The organism is Streptomyces sp. NPDC002276 (assembly GCF_053891435.1).
In genome coordinates this window covers 569236-586884 of record NZ_JBSFCQ010000003.1, presented here as the reverse complement: position 1 = coordinate 586884, position 17649 = coordinate 569236, and the positions used below count along the sequence as shown (strand labels likewise).

Sequence of the window (17649 nt, the reverse complement as noted above, 5' to 3'; positions counted from 1 at the left end):
TCCCGATCGCGGGGCCGTTGGCGTTACCGGCGGACTACTTCTTGGTGGTACGGCGTCCTCTGGTCGCGGCGGCCGGGCGCCAGTCGCGCAGGTCATCGTCGGTGAGGCCGTGCTTGCCCTGTTCCATCTGCCGGTCGCCCTCAAAGAACTTGGCGGGGGTGGGGGCGAAGAGCGGATCGGGCTCGTTGTGCCACTGGTTCAGCCAGGGCTGGAGTTCCAGCAGCCCGGCGAGGAGCGGGGTGACCTCTTCGGTGGTCAGGCCCTCGTGAGTGGCGATGTACGTGTCGAGCGCGATCGCCTGCTCACGGTGGTCCCAGCCGGCCCAGCCGTAGAGGTCGGGGGTGGGGACGTTGGTCCGCGCGTACGAGATGAACCGCTCCTTCGGCACGTCCAGCTTGCCGCGCGCTCGCCAGTACGAGCTGCGCAGGAAGTCGGCCGAGGTGTACTTCGGCGGCATGGGGATGGAGTCCCGGATCTTCCGCTTGGCCGGCTCGTCCGGAGCGGCGTCCTCCTGCCGCTGGAGGTCCCAGACGTTCTCCCAGTCGGCGCGCTTCTTGAGGGCAGCGGGCTTGTAGCGCAGGGCGGGGAGGAAGGGCACGTGCTCGTCGGTCATCAACTCGGCGACTACGGTGGGTAGTTCCTTGTGGGGTGCGTAGATCTTGGCTACGGAGACGAAGTCCTCGTCGCGGGAGAGGTTGTCGGTGAGGCGGGAGAGGGTGACGAGGGCGGGCATTCCGTTCTCGTCGAACCAGTGGGCACGGTCCTCGATCCGGTCGAGCAGCCAGCTCCGGAGTGCGTTCTCCTGGAGCGAGTCCCATCCTTCGGTGGCCCATCGCCGTTTGTATTCGGGTCGCTCGATCATGCCGATGGCGCGGGACGACTCGATGGCCTCGATGCGCCTCTGGACGACCTCGCGGTAGGCACCGGGCCAGTGGGCCGGGATCTCGGTGATGGGTGTGGACCCGTGCCGCTTGAACCACTCGTCACTGGCTTCGCCTGCGGCGACCCGACGTGCGAGCACGATCTCGAAGGCGCGCTCGCCAAGAGAGAGTTCGGGGATTTCGGGCGAGGTGGGGTCTTCGGAGGTGCGCAAGTCTTCGGGGTGCAGACCGTACAGCGAGTAGACCTGCCAGTCCAGTTCCTCCTGAAGCGCGATCATGCGGGCGCGGATGGAATGCAAAGTAGCGCGAGTATTGTTCAGGAAAGGAATGGCGGGGATGGTTTGACTTGCAAAAGCAGAGAGACTGGAGTCCGAGATTTGGTGAGTGAGACTGTCCAGAGTGATGGCGATAGAAGTTGGATAACTGGAGGGCAACGGAAAGTCCTGGAGTTTCGTGCCAGTGAACTCGTAAAATTGTTCCCAGAGCTCGGTCTTAATCCCAGACTGATGTCCCTCAGTTCCCTTGCTGTGGCTCACCATCTTGAGCCAGAATCCGGCTGTTGAGCTATTGAGCAGCCCGAGAAGCTGCAAGTGCTCCTCTTCGCTTGCCTCCCGGTGCAACTTGATCACAGGTGCGGTGCGAGTGCAGGCTGCTCTGTCCCGGTCGAGGCAGAAATGATTATGCGTTGCTACAAAGGAAAAATTGATCGACCATGTGTGGGCCTGGAGGTCCTTGGGGAGTTGATGCCATTCCCACCATGGGCGGTGATCGGTGAAGTACGTTCCGCCTGAAAAGGTTGCTCGACCTCCCAGTTCCGTCCGACAGGGCCAAATCCAGGAGGCGAGGCGTGGGAAGGCGCTCAGGTCTCGTAGATTCCGCTCGGCATCGTAAGGGTGGAAAATGTAGTCACCGTTGCTGTATGTAAAGTCTCGGACTTCGTCCCCGACAATTAGCCGCTTGGTGTATTCTTGCTCGGCGCGGACGCGCCGGAACGTTTCCCGAGGTGCTGTCATTGCATCATCTGCAGCCGGGATCCCGTAAAAGCCGATGCGCGATGCGTCACGCCTTAGGGTGGCTTTCTTAGATTCGTTGATTCGCTCAAGCATCTCAAGGCCGCCATCAGTCAAGACCCACGGCTGCTTGCCGAAGTAGCGTTCCCGTCTCAGGTCCCCCACCGAGACCCACTGACTGGCGGATCCGGGGTCATCGATCTGCTTCACGAGCGCGTTCCACACAAGTCCATCCTCGCCATTCTCTGGCACGGCAGGCTCACCTTGCACGCTACGCACCGTTCGAATTGATGTCGATCGTTGCGTTCCTCCGCGCCGCCTCCCGATTAGGATTACCGTAGGAGTTCCATGCCCCGGAACGTATGCTCCGGAAGTATCAATGACCTCGGTCAGCTCCACCTCATGCCCAAAGTACGTCTCAATCAGTCGTGTGCCGAACTCGCGCTTCATGAAGGAGTTGGCCGTAATCTGCCCGACCATCCCGTACCCAAGCCCGCTCTCTGCGTCCCCCGTCTTCGCTAGCTCGAAGAAACGCTGAGCAAACGGCACCGAAAGTGCATATTTTCCCGCACACGCGTCGTATAGTACCCGGTAGAGTTCGTTTAGCTTCTTATCTTTCACTGTGATGTACGGAGGGTTCCCCACCACCACGTGATACCGACCCGGCTTCAGGATCTCCGGGTACTCGTGGACATCCTCGGTCTCATATTTGAATTCGGTCAGCTCATCCACTCCCTCCTCCCCCAATTGATCGAACAGGTTTCCCTGTTTATGGCGGTGCTTGATCAGTGAGTCGCCCACCGCCAGGTGAATGGGCCACTCATAAAAAGCCGCTTCCCTCAGCGTGTGCACGCCACTGGCTGCCATAGCCGCGACGAGCAACCGGAACCGTGCAATAGCCACTGCGAATGGGTTCAAGTCCACTCCGTGGACTGAGTCCAGTGCCGCCCGCACCCTCGCGTGTCGGTCACCGCCGGGCTGGCCGTTCGCCCGGAGTCGCACCAATCGCCGGAAGGCGCCCAGCACGAAGTGTCCCGACCCGCATGTAGGGTCGATCATCTTTAGGCCTTCGTACCCGAACTCCCGCACTACCGGATCCATAGTCCGGTCGAGGATGAACTCCTCTACGAACTCTGGAGTCTGAAGCAGTGCATATGTCTTCCGAGCCGCCTCGCTCAGGTTCTGGTACAGGTCGCCCAGGAATCGTGTATCCCATCCGCGCGTCCCGTCGCCGTCCTCCTCCAGCGGGTCCGGGTCCGTGAAGTCGTGGACGAGAACGCCCCCCTCATCCCGCCCCCGCCAGAAGTCCACCAACTCCCGCGCACCGTCATGCGACAGCGGGATCTGGAACAACGGGTTGTGCCGCCGGTCAAACAGCAACCGCCCCGCCTGCCCCGCCCCCAGTTCCTCGAACGCCTGCTCAAGCCAACCTCGGTACGTTGGGTCGTCCGACCGCGCGACGTATTCCTCGAACCGAGCCAGTGCCAAGTCACGTCGATCGCCTTCCGGTGCCGTCAAGTACGGCTCCGGAATCAGCCCGTTGTCCTCGCAGAACCGTACGAACACAGTCCCCAGCACCCACGCCACCGCGACCTGCGTGACCCGCTCGTCCAGCCAGGAGTTCCAAGTGGACGCCGTACGGCCCAACTTGCGCGCGCGGTCGTACTCGGCGCGTAGCTTCTCGCCCTCGGCCACCACCTTGACCTGCTTGCCGAGGTCGGTCTCGACCGCCTTGACCTGGTGCTTCAGGTCTTCCAACAGGGCTTTGCGGTCGATCACTTGTCGTCTCCCTCGTTACCGTTCGCGTTCACATTCACGCCCACGACACTCACGTCCGTCACACCGGACAGGTAGTCCTTCTTCACCCACGAGTCCGGCAGGTCTATCCATTCGCCCAGGCCGGCCTGGTAGGCGACTGCCGTGTGGCCCAGCTTCGGTTCACGCCCCGGGTCCGCCTGCGGTACCAGCAGCCACAGTCCCCGCCCGCCCTGGCGAGCCGCCTCCGCGAGCCGGTCGAGGACGCCCATGCCGTCGTAGCGAGCGAACACGGTCACCTCGGTCAGCAGAACCGGGCCCGAACCGGTCCCTGGGGCGAGCAGTTCCCGTACCTGCGGCTCCACCGTGCCCCAGGCGGTCCGTGCGTATTCGGTGAACTTCAACGCGCCCCGCGAGCCCGGCTCCGCCACGTCCGCCTTCAGCAGCGTCTCCCATGTCGGCTTCGTGCCCGGAGGGACCAGGGCGTGCATCGACTCCAGGAAGAGTTCGGTCACGGACACCGTCTGCGCGCCGATGCGGTGGCCCGACAGCCTCCGTACCGCCTCGACCGTCCGATCGTGATGCACCGTCAGGACCCGGTAGCCGTCCCGCCGGGCCGAAGCCAGAAGCCGTTCGTCCGCGCGGACTCCGCTCGCCACGAACGGGTCGTCGGAGTAGCGGGTCGCCGCGCCGGCCTCCGTCGACTGACGCCAGTTCCCGCCCGTCAGATAGGTGGACGCGCTGTCCATCCGCGTCGGCAGATAGCGGAGCGTCCGCGTGTCCTCGCGCGTCGACAGAGTCAGATCGAAGCCCGCATCGCGCAGCGCCTTGGTCAGCGGGCCGCCGGTCGGGAGGCCGTGTGCGTTCGCGCCTCGGGCGTTCCTGATGACCAGCTCGGGGAAGCGTGCCCGTACCCGCTCGTGGACGTCCTCGCCGGTCAGGCCCGGCTGCCGCGCCTCCGGTACGCCCGGAATCAGCCGCACCAGGCCGGCCTGGGTGAGGCGTAGGGCCCGTACCAGGGGCAGGTTGCGCGGGTAGATCTCCAGGCGGGGTGTGGCCGCCGCGTTGACGGATGCAGCGGCGGCCAGTTCGACCAGGCGCCGTTCGTCCCAGTCCACGACGCCGGGCGGAGGGGTGAGCGCGCCCAGCTCGCTCAGGACCGTCGTGGCCGTCGGGAGGCTTTCGAGACGGGTCAGGCGGTCTGCCGTCTTGCCCAGTCGGGTGGCGTAGTCCAGCAGACCCGGAGCCGTCGGGGTGTCCGGGGCGTCGACCTCCCGTACGTCCAGCGCGAGCAGGCCCGCCGCCAGCACGTCCTCTGTTGCCTTGCGGTTGGCCTGGTGCTGGAACTCCGCCTCCTCCGGCTGGAGTTGCTCGACCTCCACGACCGCTCGTACCGCCGCCAGAGCCAGCGCGCGCCGCTGTTCGCGTCCCGCCAGTTGCGTACCGCGTCGTACGGCTAGGGCGTCGGCGATCTCCACTGCCGAGGCGACCCGGCCGAGGCCCACCAGCAGGCCCACGATCTCGTCCCGCAGTGCCTGGACCGCAGGATGCTTCTTCCAGCGCTTGCGCTCCTCCTTCAGCATCTGCGGGATGCGCCCGGCCGACAGGCCGAGGGCTTCGGCCACGTCCTTCTGTTTGGGCCAGACTCCGATACCGGGCAGCTCACCGTGCTCGTCCGGGAGGCGCAGCAACAGCCGTACCATCTCGACCTTGTTGTTGTTCGAGCGGTTGTTGTTCAGCTCCGGGACGAAGAGCGTGGCGAGCAGGTCGAGGCTCAGCGAGCGCAGTGCGGACTCGCTCAGGCCCGCCGCTCCCTCGCCCACGGCCAGGGCTCCGGCGACCGCAGACTCGGTGGCGGTGAGCTGGGCCAGTTCCTCCTTCGCCTCCGCTCGGCCCTTCGGGGTGAGCGGGGAGAGCGGTGCCTCGCGCAGCAACTTGCCCCACTGGCGTTGGCGGCGCTGCACTTCGGTGCGCGTCTTGGTGCCGAGACCCGGGGCGTTGAGGAGCTTGCTGCGGCTGTAGTCGAGGAGGCCGCCGACGGTGGTGATCTCAAGGCCGTAGAGGAAGGACTCGGCGGCCGGGGTGAGGCCGGCGGCCGACAGGTGCGTCTCGCGGGTGACCGCCGCCGCCAGGCGTTCGCGCTGCTCGTCGGCGGTGAGCGGTTCGGCGTCCGCGATCGTCGCCGCGCGCTCACCTGCGACGGCCTCCTGCGGGGCCGGCTCGGGGTGGCGGGAGCGGTGGCTAGACGGCACCGTCTGCGAGGCGTCGAGGAAGATCTTCCTCCAGGCGTCCCGCATCGGCTTCAGCTCGGGGAAGCGCTTCGCCGCGTCCCGGTGCAGGGCCTTGCGGAAGAAGGCGACCAGACCGTCCCGTACGGCCGGTTCGAAGGCGTCGGCCTGGACGGTCGGGTACGGGAACTCCTTCGGGTCCGTCATCCGGGGCGGGACCGAACCGTCGCCCCACCTGGGCAGCTCGCGCGAGGCCATCTGGTGCAGGGTGACGGCGATGGCGTACCGCTCGGCGTGCGAGTCGTACGCGGTGCGGGTCAGGGTGCCGATGAACGGGTCCAAGTAGCCGTCGGTGCCTGCCTCGTAGTCCTTCGCCGAGTAGCCGGCCAGAGAGAAGTCGATGAGGACCAGCTCGCGGGTGCGGTTCGGGCGGATGCGGATGGCGATGTTGTCCGGCTTGATGTCGCGGTGCCAGACGCTCTCGCCCTCCAGGAAGTCCACGGCCCCGAACAGGTAGTCGCCGTACGCCTCCAACTGGTCCATCTTCAGCCGACCGTGCTCGCGCAACTGGCGCGCGACCGTCTCCTCACGGCGGCGGGTGCGTGTGCCGGTGCCGGAGTCGGCGGTCTCGGTGCCCTGCTCGGTGGCCTCGCGCTCGTCGCCCACGTACTCCAGGGCGAGGACCGTACGGGACCCGATGCGCAGGGGTTCCGGCTCGACGAGCCGGATCACCCGCGAGTCGGGGCGCAGCCGGTTCATCACCTCGGCCTCGTGGACCAGTACTTGGCCCCGGCTGTCCGAAAGGGCCACTTTCAGGACGGCGAGCGGCCTGGTCTTGCGCGCTTCGGCCTGGAGGTCGCGGACGAGGAAGGCCCGGCTGGTGGAGCCGGTGCCGAGGCGGCGGCGGACCTCCCAGCGACCGCCGAGGACGTCGCCGGCCACCGCCTCCAGCGGGTCCTTCTCGGGGTCCTCGGCCGGTTCGGGGTCGGGTGGCGAGGTCGGGGCGGTCAACGTGTCCTCGACGATTTCCAGCATCTCCAGGAACTCGTCCACCGAGGAGAGCCGCTGTCCGGGCCGGTAGGCGGTCGCTGCCTGGACGAGGAAGTCGATGTCCTCGGAGAGGTCGTCGACGAGTGAGCTGGGGCGCAGCCCCTCGCCCGCCTCAAGACGTGCCAGCAGCTCCGCCTGGCTCGCGGCCGGTGCCTTGCCGGTGACCAGGAGATACGTGAGGACGCCGAGGCCGTACACATCGAGGTAGACCGGGTCGGCCTTGAGAGCGGTCAACTCCGGGGCGAAGTACGGGTCGGAGCCCTCCGCCAGGTGCATCGCCGAGAGCGCGGTCGGTGCGAAGCGGGTCATGCCCTGTCCGCTGTCGCCGTCCGTGCCGGAGGCGCGCTGGGTGGCGATCTGCCAGTCCGAGATCTCCAGGCGCGGGGTGAGCCAGGCGGCGTCCTCACCGACCGTCTGCCCGCGCCGGCCCCGGTCGCGGGGGATCACGTGCACGGCACGGGCGGCCAACGCCCGGTGGTGGATGCGGGCGGAGTGCGCGGAACGCATCGTCTCGGCGAGCTGGCGGACCAGCGCCATCCGGCCGAGGATGTCGAGGCTCTTGCCGTACTGGAGCAGGTACTCGTCGAGGCGGAGCGTGCGTGGGTCGTAGTCGAAGATCAGGGCCGGACCTGCCGTGTGCCCGGACGGGTAGTACTGCTTGAGCTGGACCGCACCCGGGTGCTTGAACCGCTGGAGGACAGCCGCCTCACGACGGGCCGCGTTCTCCACCGACCGCCGGATCGACGCGTCCGATCCGCGCTCGCTGAGGTAGACGCGGACGCGGGCGACCTCGGGCAGCTCGCTGTGGCTCGCCTTGTAGTCCGCCCAGGTCGGACCCGAGTCGAAGGACTTGCGGTCCAACTGGTACGGGCCGACCTTGTACTCGGCGTCACTGCGCCGGATGCCGATCCGTTCCAGCGCGGTCCTGATCTCGCGGGACTCGACGGCCGTGATGCGGCGCCGCTCGTCGCGCGGCGGCTCCTTCAGCATGGTGACCAGCTCGTCCACGGTGTGGACGCCGTTCTGGTCGTGGGCGGGCAGACGGACACGCAGACCGCCGTCGGTGAAGCAGACGGCCTCGCCGACCCACACCCGCCTGCCGTTCTGGCCGAGCAGGCCGGCCAGCTCCTTCGCCTTCTTGTTGACCAGGTGGAGCGGATTGCCGTGCGGGCGGCGATGGCCACCGGGGGTGGTCTGCACCCAGGTGCCGTTCTCGCTCGTCACGGAGCCGTGCCAGTCCTTGAGCTCGATCATGTAGACGCCGCTGGGGGCGACGACCAGGAGGTCGACCTCGCGGACGTGACCGGTGTGGGCGGTGAACGTGAAGTTCGACCAGGCCCGCCAGGGATCGGCGTCCGGCAGCTTCTCCCGGATGGCTTCCAGGCCACGGTGTTCATGGTCGAACTCGGACTCGGTGACCGTGGTCCACCGGCCTTGCCGCATGCGTTGTCCCCGCCTCTTGGTTCCGTCCCCAGTCACAGTCCGATCGTGGCGTTGCGTGCCGTTTCCGCCACGTCACGAACCTGCTGAATCCTAGCCGCGGCTTATGACAGTGGGTAAGCCGTGCGTCAGGCCGCAGCCGTCGGCCGGGGGCGCACAACGAGGGACGCACGGGGAAGGAACGGTGGTCAGCGCTCCAACGCGCCACCCAATCGGCTGGTTCGGCTGAAGAAGCACTGGCAGGGACGAAGGCTTTCCCGCTACTCATGGAGGCTTGGGTCGGGGAACGGGGGGATCCGATGCTGCTCGTCGTGGCGTTACTGGTGATCGGCGGTACCGCGCTGGTGTCGCGTTGCGGGGGCCCGACGGTCTACCACCGGCCATGTCGCCGCAGACGCAAAGGGCTGTTCGCGCGCTGCCGGGACCACACCTTCACCTTGATCACGATCACCGACCTGGCTGGTCTCGCGCTGTTCGGGCTGGCCTGGGGTGTGTGGGCGCTCTTCGGCACGGTTGCCTGATGCGGCGCAGACGGAGTCAAGGAGGGTGGGCGGCAGTTCCATGGTGGGCATGGGTCATCGGCGCCTTCGTCGGGGTCAGCGGCCTGTGGCGGGCGGCCGAGCAGTGGCCGGTGTGGGCGGCCGTCACGCTGACTGCCGTGGCGGTGGGACTGGGCTTGAAGCCGGGGCGGTCGGCTCTGCGGAGATGGACCGACCGTTCCGCGCTCGCCGCCGGGCCCGTTCGGTATTCGCTGGCGCATCTCGATGCCCTCGACCCCCGTGCGTTCGAGCTGGCGGTCTGTGCCCTGCTGCGCCGCGACGGACTGACCGCGCAGCACGTGGGCAGAGCCGGGGACAAGGGCGCCGACGTACTCGTCACCGACCGTTCGCGACGACGGGTCGTCGTGCAGTGCAAGCGGCTGAGACCGGACCGAAGGGTCGGGGACCAGGACGTGCAGCGGGTCAACGGCACGTACCGTCACGACCACGGCGCCCACTTCGCGGTGATCGTCACCACCGGTGGCTTTACGGCAGCGGCGCGAGCCAGCGGCCCACGCTATGGGATACGTCTGGTGGACCGGGATGCGCTGGAGCGGTGGGCGGACCTGGGCGAGCCGCTCTACACAATCCTGCGGGTTCCGGACGAGGGTGCACGACCAGGACGCCGGGCGCCCGGAGTGTGGCGCCGGACCAGACACTAGGGTGACGGTGCATCAGCAACGCCCCAACCCTGTTACAGAGCAGTCCAGTTGACGGTACGAGGGGGAACATGTCCGACGAGACCGGGTCCGTGCGGATCCAGGTGTTCGGCGCCGACCCGCGGCATGCGGAGCTCGAAGCGCGCGAACTCCGTGATGTGCTGCGGAGGTTGGACGGCACGCAGGTGCGCTTCGCTCCGTCCGAAGCGCCGCACGTCACGGAGGACGGCGCGAAAGGGTCGGAACTGCTGACCCCGGAGGTCGTGCTCGTGCTCACCACGGGCACCCTCGCGCTGGCGAGGACTGCCATCAAGGCGTGGGTCGAGGTGCGCAAGAGCCGCAAGGTGCGCGTGGTGGCCGCCGACGGATCGGTCACGGAGTTCCAGGGCGGAGTGTCCGGGCGCGAGGTGAAGGCGCTGCTGGACGGCCGGCCTGACAGGCCGGGCGCCGGATCGGTGGATGAGCGATGAGCCGCAACCATGCCTTACTCGTGGGCACCGCCGTCTATGACGATGTCGCCTTCCCGGCCCTGCCTTCCGTGCGTGCGGACGTTCACTACCTGAGCCAAGTGCTGGAGATGCCGGCGGTCGGCCGGTACGAGGAGTGTGTTCGGGTCGAGGACTCGTCGAAGACGGCGATCAAGCAGGCCGTCGAACGGTTTCTCGGGGACCGCGAGCCGGACGAGCTGGTCGTGCTCTATCTCAGCGGCCATGGCGCGTACGACCGTGAGGACGGTCAGCTCTACTACGTCACCACGGACACAGAGGCGGACCGGCTCCAGCAGACCGCGCTCGAAGCCTCCTACGTGACCGACCAGTTGGAGAAGTGCGCCGCTCGGCGCAAAGTCCTGCTGCTCGACTGCTGTTTCAGCGGCAGCGCGGTGCAGGGCTTCCGCAGCAAGGGGGTCTCGCACTCGGACACCTCACCTGTGGTCGAGGCCAGCGGCGTGTACGTCATCACGGCGTCGCAGCACTGGGAGCAGGCCTTCACCACCGATGCGGACCAGCCCTCGCAGTTCACCAGAGCCGTCGTCGAAGGCCTGCACTCGGGACAGGCCGACCTGGACGGTGACGGGCACGTCTCGGCGAACGATCTGTTCCGGTACATCAGCCTTGACTTGCGGAAAGCACCTGACGGACGCCGACAGACACCGACACAGTCCAGTCTTCAGGTGACCGGCGACATCTTTCTCGCCGATGCCTCCGCCGGCCGTCAGATCCCCGCCCTCAAGCCGCTGCCCGCCGGGCTCACCGCGGTCACCGACGGCGTCGGAGGGGCGACACCGGCACGGGCCAAGGCCACCCCGGCGAGGTACGACGACTCCGCCTTCACCGACACCGACTGCGCGGGGCTGCTGACGTACTACCAGCACTGTCTTGAGGCGGAGAACTCCACCGACGAACTGCTGCCGTTGGTGGGCAGCGATCCGCCCCGTGTGGTCTGGCCGGCAGGAGAGGAGGTCCTGCTTTCTGGCACGGAAGCCACGGTACAAGCGCCGGAACGCGTCGCGGATCTCGCCGAGCGTGCCCACAAAGATGGCACCGACCTCTGGTACGGATACCCCGTCGCCGTCCTCTACGACGGCAAGCGACAGGTGTGCGCCCCGCTCGCCATGCGTCAGATCGAGGTCGAACGCGATCCACAGGGACACAGTGTGGTGACGCCCACCGGGCCGATCGTCCTGCATCCCAAACTCGTCCTCGACCGGTTGGGCAAGGACGAAGGCAATGAACTGCTCGCCGCATACCAGCCCAACTGGCGGCCGGGCTTCCGCGCGGACATGGTCCGCGATCTGCGCAGCCTGCTGCAGGAGTTGGGGCTCCCCGACACGGAGCATCTCGATCCCGGATCGCTCGGCGACGGCAGTTCCCTGTACGCCGCGCACGAAGGCGCCCGCAATGTGGCGATCGTCTTCGCCGCACGGTCGGACTCGGCGGCCACCGCACAGCTGATGAAGGACTACAAGACGCTGCAGATGAGCATCGGACAGTTCGCCGGTACCGCGCTCGGGGCGCTCACCGGGCAGGCAGATCCGGCAGCGGACGAGAGTGCCGAGCAGGAGGTGCAGGTCGTCGCCCCGCTGGAACTGAACGAAGGGCAAGAGGCAGTCATCCGGGCCGCTATGGTCCGCACGCTCACCGTTGCCACCGGACCGCCCGGCACCGGGAAGAGCCAGCTCATCGTCAACGCGGTCGCCACCGCCAGAGCGGCCGGTCAGACGGTGCTCGTCGCATCGACCAACAACAAGGCGGTGGACGAGGTCTGGGAGCGCTGCGAAGCCGTCGCCCCAGGGCTTCTCGTCCGTACGGGCAACCAGGCCGCAGTGGAGGAAGAGCTGCGGACACTGGAGCGACTGGCCCGCAGCGTCCGGCCCAACCGGTCTTCCCAGACACACCGGGGCGAACTCAGGAACCAGCTGCGGGAGCAGGCGGCAGTGCGTCGTCAACTCGCGGATGTCGCCCGTAGGGAGCGGCAACTGGCAGACCTCGGCCGTCTGCGTTTCTCCTACGCCGAACAACATCATGCTGACGCGCAGAGGCTTGGTACGGCCTTCGGTGACGATGTGTCCCTCGCCCGCTGGCTGCGCCGGGCTCGCACGGCGGTGCGCTTCGGGATCTTCGGAGGGTGGCTGCGAAACCGATGCCTGCGCGGTCTCGCCCCGTTGGCCGTGCAGGCCGCAGGCCGCCCGGAGTTCGCCGGACTGGTGTCCTTCGCGGAGGCCGAGGCCGCCTGGCGGCAGAAAGGCGTCGAAGCCGATGCGACACCGGACGACCGTGCATTGTCGACGAGGCTTCGGGAGACCGATCAAAGAGTCCGGGAGACAGCGGCAGCACTGCTGCAGGCCGCGGTGACTGAGCAGGCAGCGACCGCGCGTGCGGCCATCCACGACCGCATCGAAGCCGTGAAGTCACGGTCACCACGACAGTGGTCGTCCTTGGAGCGTATCCTGCCGCAGGTGTCCGGCTGGGCCGTCACCGCAAGGTCCCCACGGCGGTTCCGGGACCGGGCAGCCCTCTTCGACCTGGTCATCGTCGACGAGGCGAGCCAGTGCTCCACGGCGGACGTGCTACCCCTGCTCTTCCGCGCGCGGCGGGCCCTCGTCATCGGCGACCCCATGCAGTTGCAGCACATCACCACACTTCAGCCTCGGCAGGAGGCCGAGGCATACAAGGGGGCGGGACTACGGGCGAGCTGGCTCGACGAACACCGGCTCGATCACCGTCGTTACTCCTCGTTCCACGCGGCAGCCCACGCGGGAGGAAAGACGCTGCTGCTCGACGAGCACTTCCGTTGCCATCCCGACATCGTCGGCATCTCCAACCGGTACTGCTACGGCGGCCGGTTGACCGTCCTCACCCAGCCCCGGTCGCTGCGACGCCTCGAAGGAGTCGATGCGGTGCAGTGGCTCGATGTGACAGGAACGGCGCGCAGAGGCGCCAATGGTTCGTGGGTGAACGAGCAAGAAGCGGATCGCGTCCACGTATCGGTCGAGCGGTTGTTGAAACGGCTGCCCGAAGGGTCGACGGTCGGCGTGGTCACCCCCTTTCGAGCCCAGAAAGACCTGATCGCCAAGCACTGGCAGTACGAGTCGCGTGTACGGGTCGGTACAGTCCACACCTTTCAGGGAGGCCAGCAGGACGTGATCCTGTTGTCGCTCGTCGCTGGCCCGAGGATGCGCCCCAGCGCGGTCAACTGGCTCTGCCGCGAGGTCAACCTGTGGAACGTGGCCATCACACGCGCTCGTTCGCATCTCATCGTGTTCGGCGACCACGACTTCTGGTCGGCCCGTGCGGGGATGCCACACGCATTGCTGGACGCGGCCGAGGCCAAGGCCGAGCTGTCCTCGTCCGGTACGGGCTCCGGACAGCACGATGAGCTGGTCGGTGACCGGCTTCAACTCCTCCTGACGGACAAGATCTCAGGCGTCCTGCTCGACCGGGACGCCACGGCCGACGGATACCCCTGTGACTTCGACGTCCGCCGGGGTACGGACGCGGCCCAGATCCAGCTGGATCACGGGGCGTCCGCAGGCATGGAGGAAGCTCGTCATCTGAGGCTCGCCCTCAGCCATGCCGCCCTGTTGCCGAACGGTCTGCGACTGCCTGCCTGGCAGGTGTGGGCAGGTCGAACGGAACGAGTGACGTCGAGGCTCAGCGGCCAGTGACCGTGAAGCGCAGATAGCGGAGCAAGGACAGTGCGCGCGCCGACCGCCTGGCCGTTGCGATCTCGGCCTCGACAGCGGCCAACCTGCCGTGTGCGTCGCCGAGTTGTCGGGCTCGCTGAGCGAACTGCTGACGCTGCTGGGCAGCGTGGTTGGCGGCGACCTGGTCTTCGCCGGCGAGTCTGGCGAGGCCTGACCGAAGCTTTTTCCCCGCGTCTTCGCGCACTGTTCGGGCCGTGGTCTCCGTCGCCAGTCGCCGGCGGCCCAGATCCGCCTCGCGTCGTGCGAAGTCGGCTTCGATGGACTGGCGTCTGGCCGCGGGCAGGCTCGATGGTGCGCGTGAGGAGACGCGGGCGTACTGCCGTACTCGCCACGCCTCCAATGTGTTGGCGCGGTTCTCACCGATTCCCTTGATGTCGAGTCGGCGCCCGTCTGCCGTGTTGATCAGCCCTGTGACGTTGTTGTACCGACCACCTGCCGCGACCAACGTGATGCCGGTGAAGTCCGCCGCAGTCCGGACTCCTTGCGCGGCGAGGGCTTGGACGAGGGACCGTCCGATGCCAGTCAGCTCTTTCTCGTCGAGGCGGACCTTGCGTAGCCCACCGTCGATGAACTCCTTGCGGTGACTCACCAGAGCTTGGTCCAGAGCCGCCCGGCGCTGCCCTGTGAGGGCGGCGATGTTTCTGTCGACGGCTTGCTGGTCCTGGACCTTCTTCTTCTCCGCCGTCTTGATCGCCTTGTCGTGGGCGCGCTCCAGTTTTGACTGAGCGGCTGTGAGCTGGCTCTTCCGGGCGGTCTCTGAAGTGTCGAACTCCTGCCGCTCCCTTTGGAGTTGGTCAGCGGCCCGTACTGGGCCGAGGGCGGCTCGGCGCTTCTCCCGGAGTTGACTCAGGTGGGCCCGCAGAGCCTTGGTCTCCGGACGCGTACCACGCGTCGTGCGGGTGGTGAGCGCTGTGACGCCCATGGTTCCGCCGTACGACAGTGCCGCGACGAGCGGGGAGATCAGCTGGGCGAGAGCGAGTGAACTCGGCGCCAGCACAGCCAGCGGCAGCAGGAGCCCCAGCAGTACATCCGCCGTACGGCGGTGGGTGTACTTGACCGGAAGTGACCCCGCGGGCGTTGCGGATACGCCCGCCCCTGTCGCGGCAACGGTGGCGGCGACGTGACCGTCAAGCCAGTCGGGCCGTCGGCCCGCACCTGTCCTGGGGCCGGGAATGCGAGAAGCGGACGTGGGAACGACCGCCACCGAGAGGCGAGGGACGTGCGGTAACGGTTGCCAGGCCAGTATTTTGATCTGTTCTGCCAGGTCGCGCACGGTGCTGTCGGCGTGATTGAGCAGAGTGGGGAGACGCACGGATCCGGCGGGATCCTTGAAGTCGTCCTCAGCCAGCAGGAGGTACTCGCCGTCCGGTTCGTGCAGGCGTGTCCACAAGGACGGATCTGCCGCGACGGCGTGCAGGGCGAGATAGATGACCCAGTTCGAGAAGTGGTCAAGTTTGCTGTCGAAGTCGTCGTCTCGCGCCGGGGACTGGTAGTTGCGGTGTCCGCGTTCCGTGCTGTGACGTCCCTTCAGCGCCGGTACGAACATGCCGTCGTAGTCGACCAGCCGGAAGGTACCGTCCTGGGCGACCAGGAGGTTTCCGTGCTGCAGATCGCCGTGTGCGATGTCGTGCGCGGCCAGATCCGTGGTGAGTTGAGCGAACCGCTCGGCGAGTTTCCGCACTGCCGTGCTGTCCATGTAGTGATGGTCGAGCCAGTTGGAGAGGGTCACGGCCTCCACCCAGTCCATCTTCAGGACCGGAAAGCGTGACCCGTTGACGAGAATACCGTCCGGCACATAGTCGAAGCCGATGCGCCAGGGTTGTGATAGCGAGTTTGGATCGATGCCGGACAGCTTGTCGCTGATCGCCTCATAGCGGTCCTGCTGATCGCGTACGTAAGAGGTGAAGCACTTCAGGGCATAACGGCGGCCTGAGGTGGACGTCAGGGAGAAAACGCTCGCGAACTGCCCGGAGATGGGGCGAGGAAGGCCGAGCTTGTTGACCTGCGGCCGGGCTCCACTGAGTTCACGGTCCCGAAAGCACACCGACGTGTTCTGCAGTGCTTCCTGGTACTCCCGGCCCGAAGGAAAGGCCGGCGGCCCTTGTATGCCCATGCCTCACTGCCCTTCGACATCAATGCGCACGACGGCCACATCGTCGTTGTGGAGTGCGCCCTCCGCGCGAAGCTCCTGGAGCCAGTCGGAAAAGCGAGGACCGTCGTGAGGACCCGAGAACTCTGACAGTTCGCCCAGGACCCGCGCGTGATCCGCGGCCGAAAGGAACCAGTGGGCGAGTGCGTCGGTCATGAGGAGCAGGCGGTCGCCGGCTTCGCAGACGCCTTCGGTGAACAGCGTCCGGGCCGCGATCAACGCGCTGTCGCGATTCAGGCTGTTGAAAAGACTTGGAGTGACGCCGAACTCTTCAGCTTCCTCTACCGGGAAGGATCTGAGTACCTTCCCGTCGCGCATGTGAAAGAGACAGCTGTCACCCAATGCGGCGCATCGCCAACGCCAGGCGCCTTCCGGTACCGGGTCCATGCGCAACATCAACAGGGTGGCAGACGCTCCGGCTGTCAGTTTCGCCTGCTCGTACCACTTCAAGGGATTCCCCTGTGCGGCGCGTGCGGCAGTGTACTTGTCGAGCCACGGTCCCCAGAGCGAGACAGCGGCTTGGGCGAACGACTCAAAAGAAGGTCCACCGAGAAAGACCCGTTCGTCCTCCCAGGCGTGCTGGGCGGCGGACCCCGCCAACAGATGTGCCCAGTCCCTGGCCAGGACACTCTCCGTCGCTCCGTCGGACATGCCTACGGTCAGCGGGGCCTCGACCAGCTCATCGAACAGTGGAGTGGGCACGATGTGGGCGGCATCTTCACACTCGGCTTCTGTACTTCCGTTCTTTGGCGCGAGAAGCCGGGTGAGGTAAAGGCCGCTCGAAGTCACCGGAGTTCGGTGGCGCGGGTGCCGATGTCAAGGAATTGGACCACGGACGTGACGTCGGCGTTATAGACGAAGCCGCGGGTGCTCTCGCTCACGCGCTGCCCTTGGGAAGCGGCGTAGGAGCGCATGTGGGTGGGCAAAAGGCTCGACATGGCGAACAGTGCGCGAGCGTAGTCGTCGGGCAGGTCGGCATCCGAATCGGGGAACGTGCTGGGAGCGCCACCGGCCGCGGAGACATGCAGGTTGAACAGGAGCACCGGACCGTCAGCCGTCGCGTGCGCAGTGATCGCGGCCGCTGACGTGGCGGGATCACCGTCGGTCGACTCTCCGTCGGTCAGATTGAGAACGATGGGCGGAAAACTACCGGGATAGCGCTCGGTCCAGGCCGCCACGAGGGTTTCGGCGTACTTGAGCGCGCGATTCATGGGAGTTCCACCCTGCGCGACAGGATCCATCCAGAGCGGGAATTGCACCGTGGTCTCGACCAGCCCGCCGGCACCGTCCGATACTTTCTTCGCCCGGGTCTCGATTCTCGCGGGTGCGTCGGCGACCTCGCTCAGAGGAACCAAGTCGCGCCCAGCGAGCTCTCCTTGGAAGGCGGATCCCACAGCGCTTCCGTAACCGATCACCGCGATATGGAAATAGTCGCGTACGCCTTCCTCTTTGGCGCACTTGACCGACAGTTCGGTCAGGAGCCGGTTGATGGCATCGGCCACTACGTCGGCTTTCCTCGTGGGGTCCTCACCACCGATCGGATCGGTCATGGAAGTGGACTGGTCGACCAGAAAAATGAAGCAGGTCGGACTTGTGCGGCTGATCTCGGCTGTGTAGGGCATGCCGGCGCGGGACCCTTCCCCCGTTGACGTGAAGGACTTCTCCGGGTGTTGTTGAGCGACTCACCGGACCTGTCCTTCCTGACCAGTTGCAGACTATCGGCCCTGGTGCGGG

General features: G+C 66.7%; 9 protein-coding genes. 4 read left to right on the top strand and 5 right to left on the bottom strand.

Going from position 1 to position 17649, the window contains the following annotated elements:
- Positions 1–34: 34 nt before the first annotated feature.
- Both pglX and pglW read right to left on the bottom strand, forming a co-directional pair.
- On the bottom strand, positions 35–3670 hold the full coding sequence (gene pglX / locus ACWIHT_RS11405; protein ID WP_456166846.1) for a BREX-2 system adenine-specific DNA-methyltransferase PglX: 3636 nt from the start codon (positions 3668–3670) through the stop codon (positions 35–37).
- The gene (gene pglW, locus ACWIHT_RS11400; protein ID WP_456166844.1) at positions 3667–8367 is read right to left on the bottom strand and encodes a BREX system serine/threonine kinase PglW; all 4701 of its coding nucleotides are present in this window, start codon (positions 8365–8367) and stop codon (positions 3667–3669) included. Before pglW ends, pglX begins: the two co-directional genes overlap by 4 nt.
- A gap of 296 nt (positions 8368–8663) precedes the next feature.
- Between pglW and ACWIHT_RS11395 the strand changes: the two genes are divergently transcribed.
- The 4 genes from ACWIHT_RS11395 to ACWIHT_RS11380 all read left to right on the top strand — a co-directional run bounded on the left by ACWIHT_RS11395 (position 8664) and on the right by ACWIHT_RS11380 (position 13727).
- Complete coding sequence (locus ACWIHT_RS11395) at positions 8664–8885, top strand: hypothetical protein (protein WP_456166842.1); 222 nt, start codon at positions 8664–8666, stop codon at positions 8883–8885.
- On the top strand, positions 8885–9565 hold the full coding sequence (locus ACWIHT_RS11390) for a restriction endonuclease (RefSeq protein ID WP_456166840.1): 681 nt from the start codon (positions 8885–8887) through the stop codon (positions 9563–9565). The genes ACWIHT_RS11395 and ACWIHT_RS11390 overlap by 1 nt, the downstream gene beginning before the upstream one ends.
- 68 nt (positions 9566–9633) lie before the next feature.
- A complete protein-coding gene (locus tag ACWIHT_RS11385) occupies positions 9634–10032 on the top strand; it encodes a hypothetical protein (RefSeq protein WP_456166838.1) in 399 nt (132 codons plus the stop codon).
- Complete coding sequence (locus ACWIHT_RS11380; protein WP_456166836.1) at positions 10029–13727, top strand: caspase, EACC1-associated type; 3699 nt, start codon at positions 10029–10031, stop codon at positions 13725–13727. The genes ACWIHT_RS11385 and ACWIHT_RS11380 overlap by 4 nt, the downstream gene beginning before the upstream one ends.
- On the opposite strand, the gene ACWIHT_RS11375 is transcribed toward ACWIHT_RS11380, so the two are convergent.
- Genes ACWIHT_RS11375 through ACWIHT_RS11365 form a run of 3 tightly spaced genes read right to left on the bottom strand, consistent with a single transcriptional unit; the run spans position 13714 to position 17537 of the window.
- Positions 13714–15879, bottom strand: a complete 2166-nt coding sequence (locus tag ACWIHT_RS11375; protein WP_456166834.1) for a hypothetical protein — start codon at positions 15877–15879, stop codon at positions 13714–13716. The genes ACWIHT_RS11380 and ACWIHT_RS11375 overlap by 14 nt on opposite strands.
- Positions 15880–15882: 3 nt before the next feature.
- On the bottom strand, positions 15883–16704 hold the full coding sequence (locus tag ACWIHT_RS11370) for a hypothetical protein (protein ID WP_456166833.1): 822 nt from the start codon (positions 16702–16704) through the stop codon (positions 15883–15885).
- On the bottom strand, positions 16701–17537 hold the full coding sequence (locus ACWIHT_RS11365; RefSeq protein WP_456166831.1) for a vWA domain-containing protein: 837 nt from the start codon (positions 17535–17537) through the stop codon (positions 16701–16703). Before ACWIHT_RS11365 ends, ACWIHT_RS11370 begins: the two co-directional genes overlap by 4 nt.
- Positions 17538–17649: the final 112 nt, after the last annotated feature.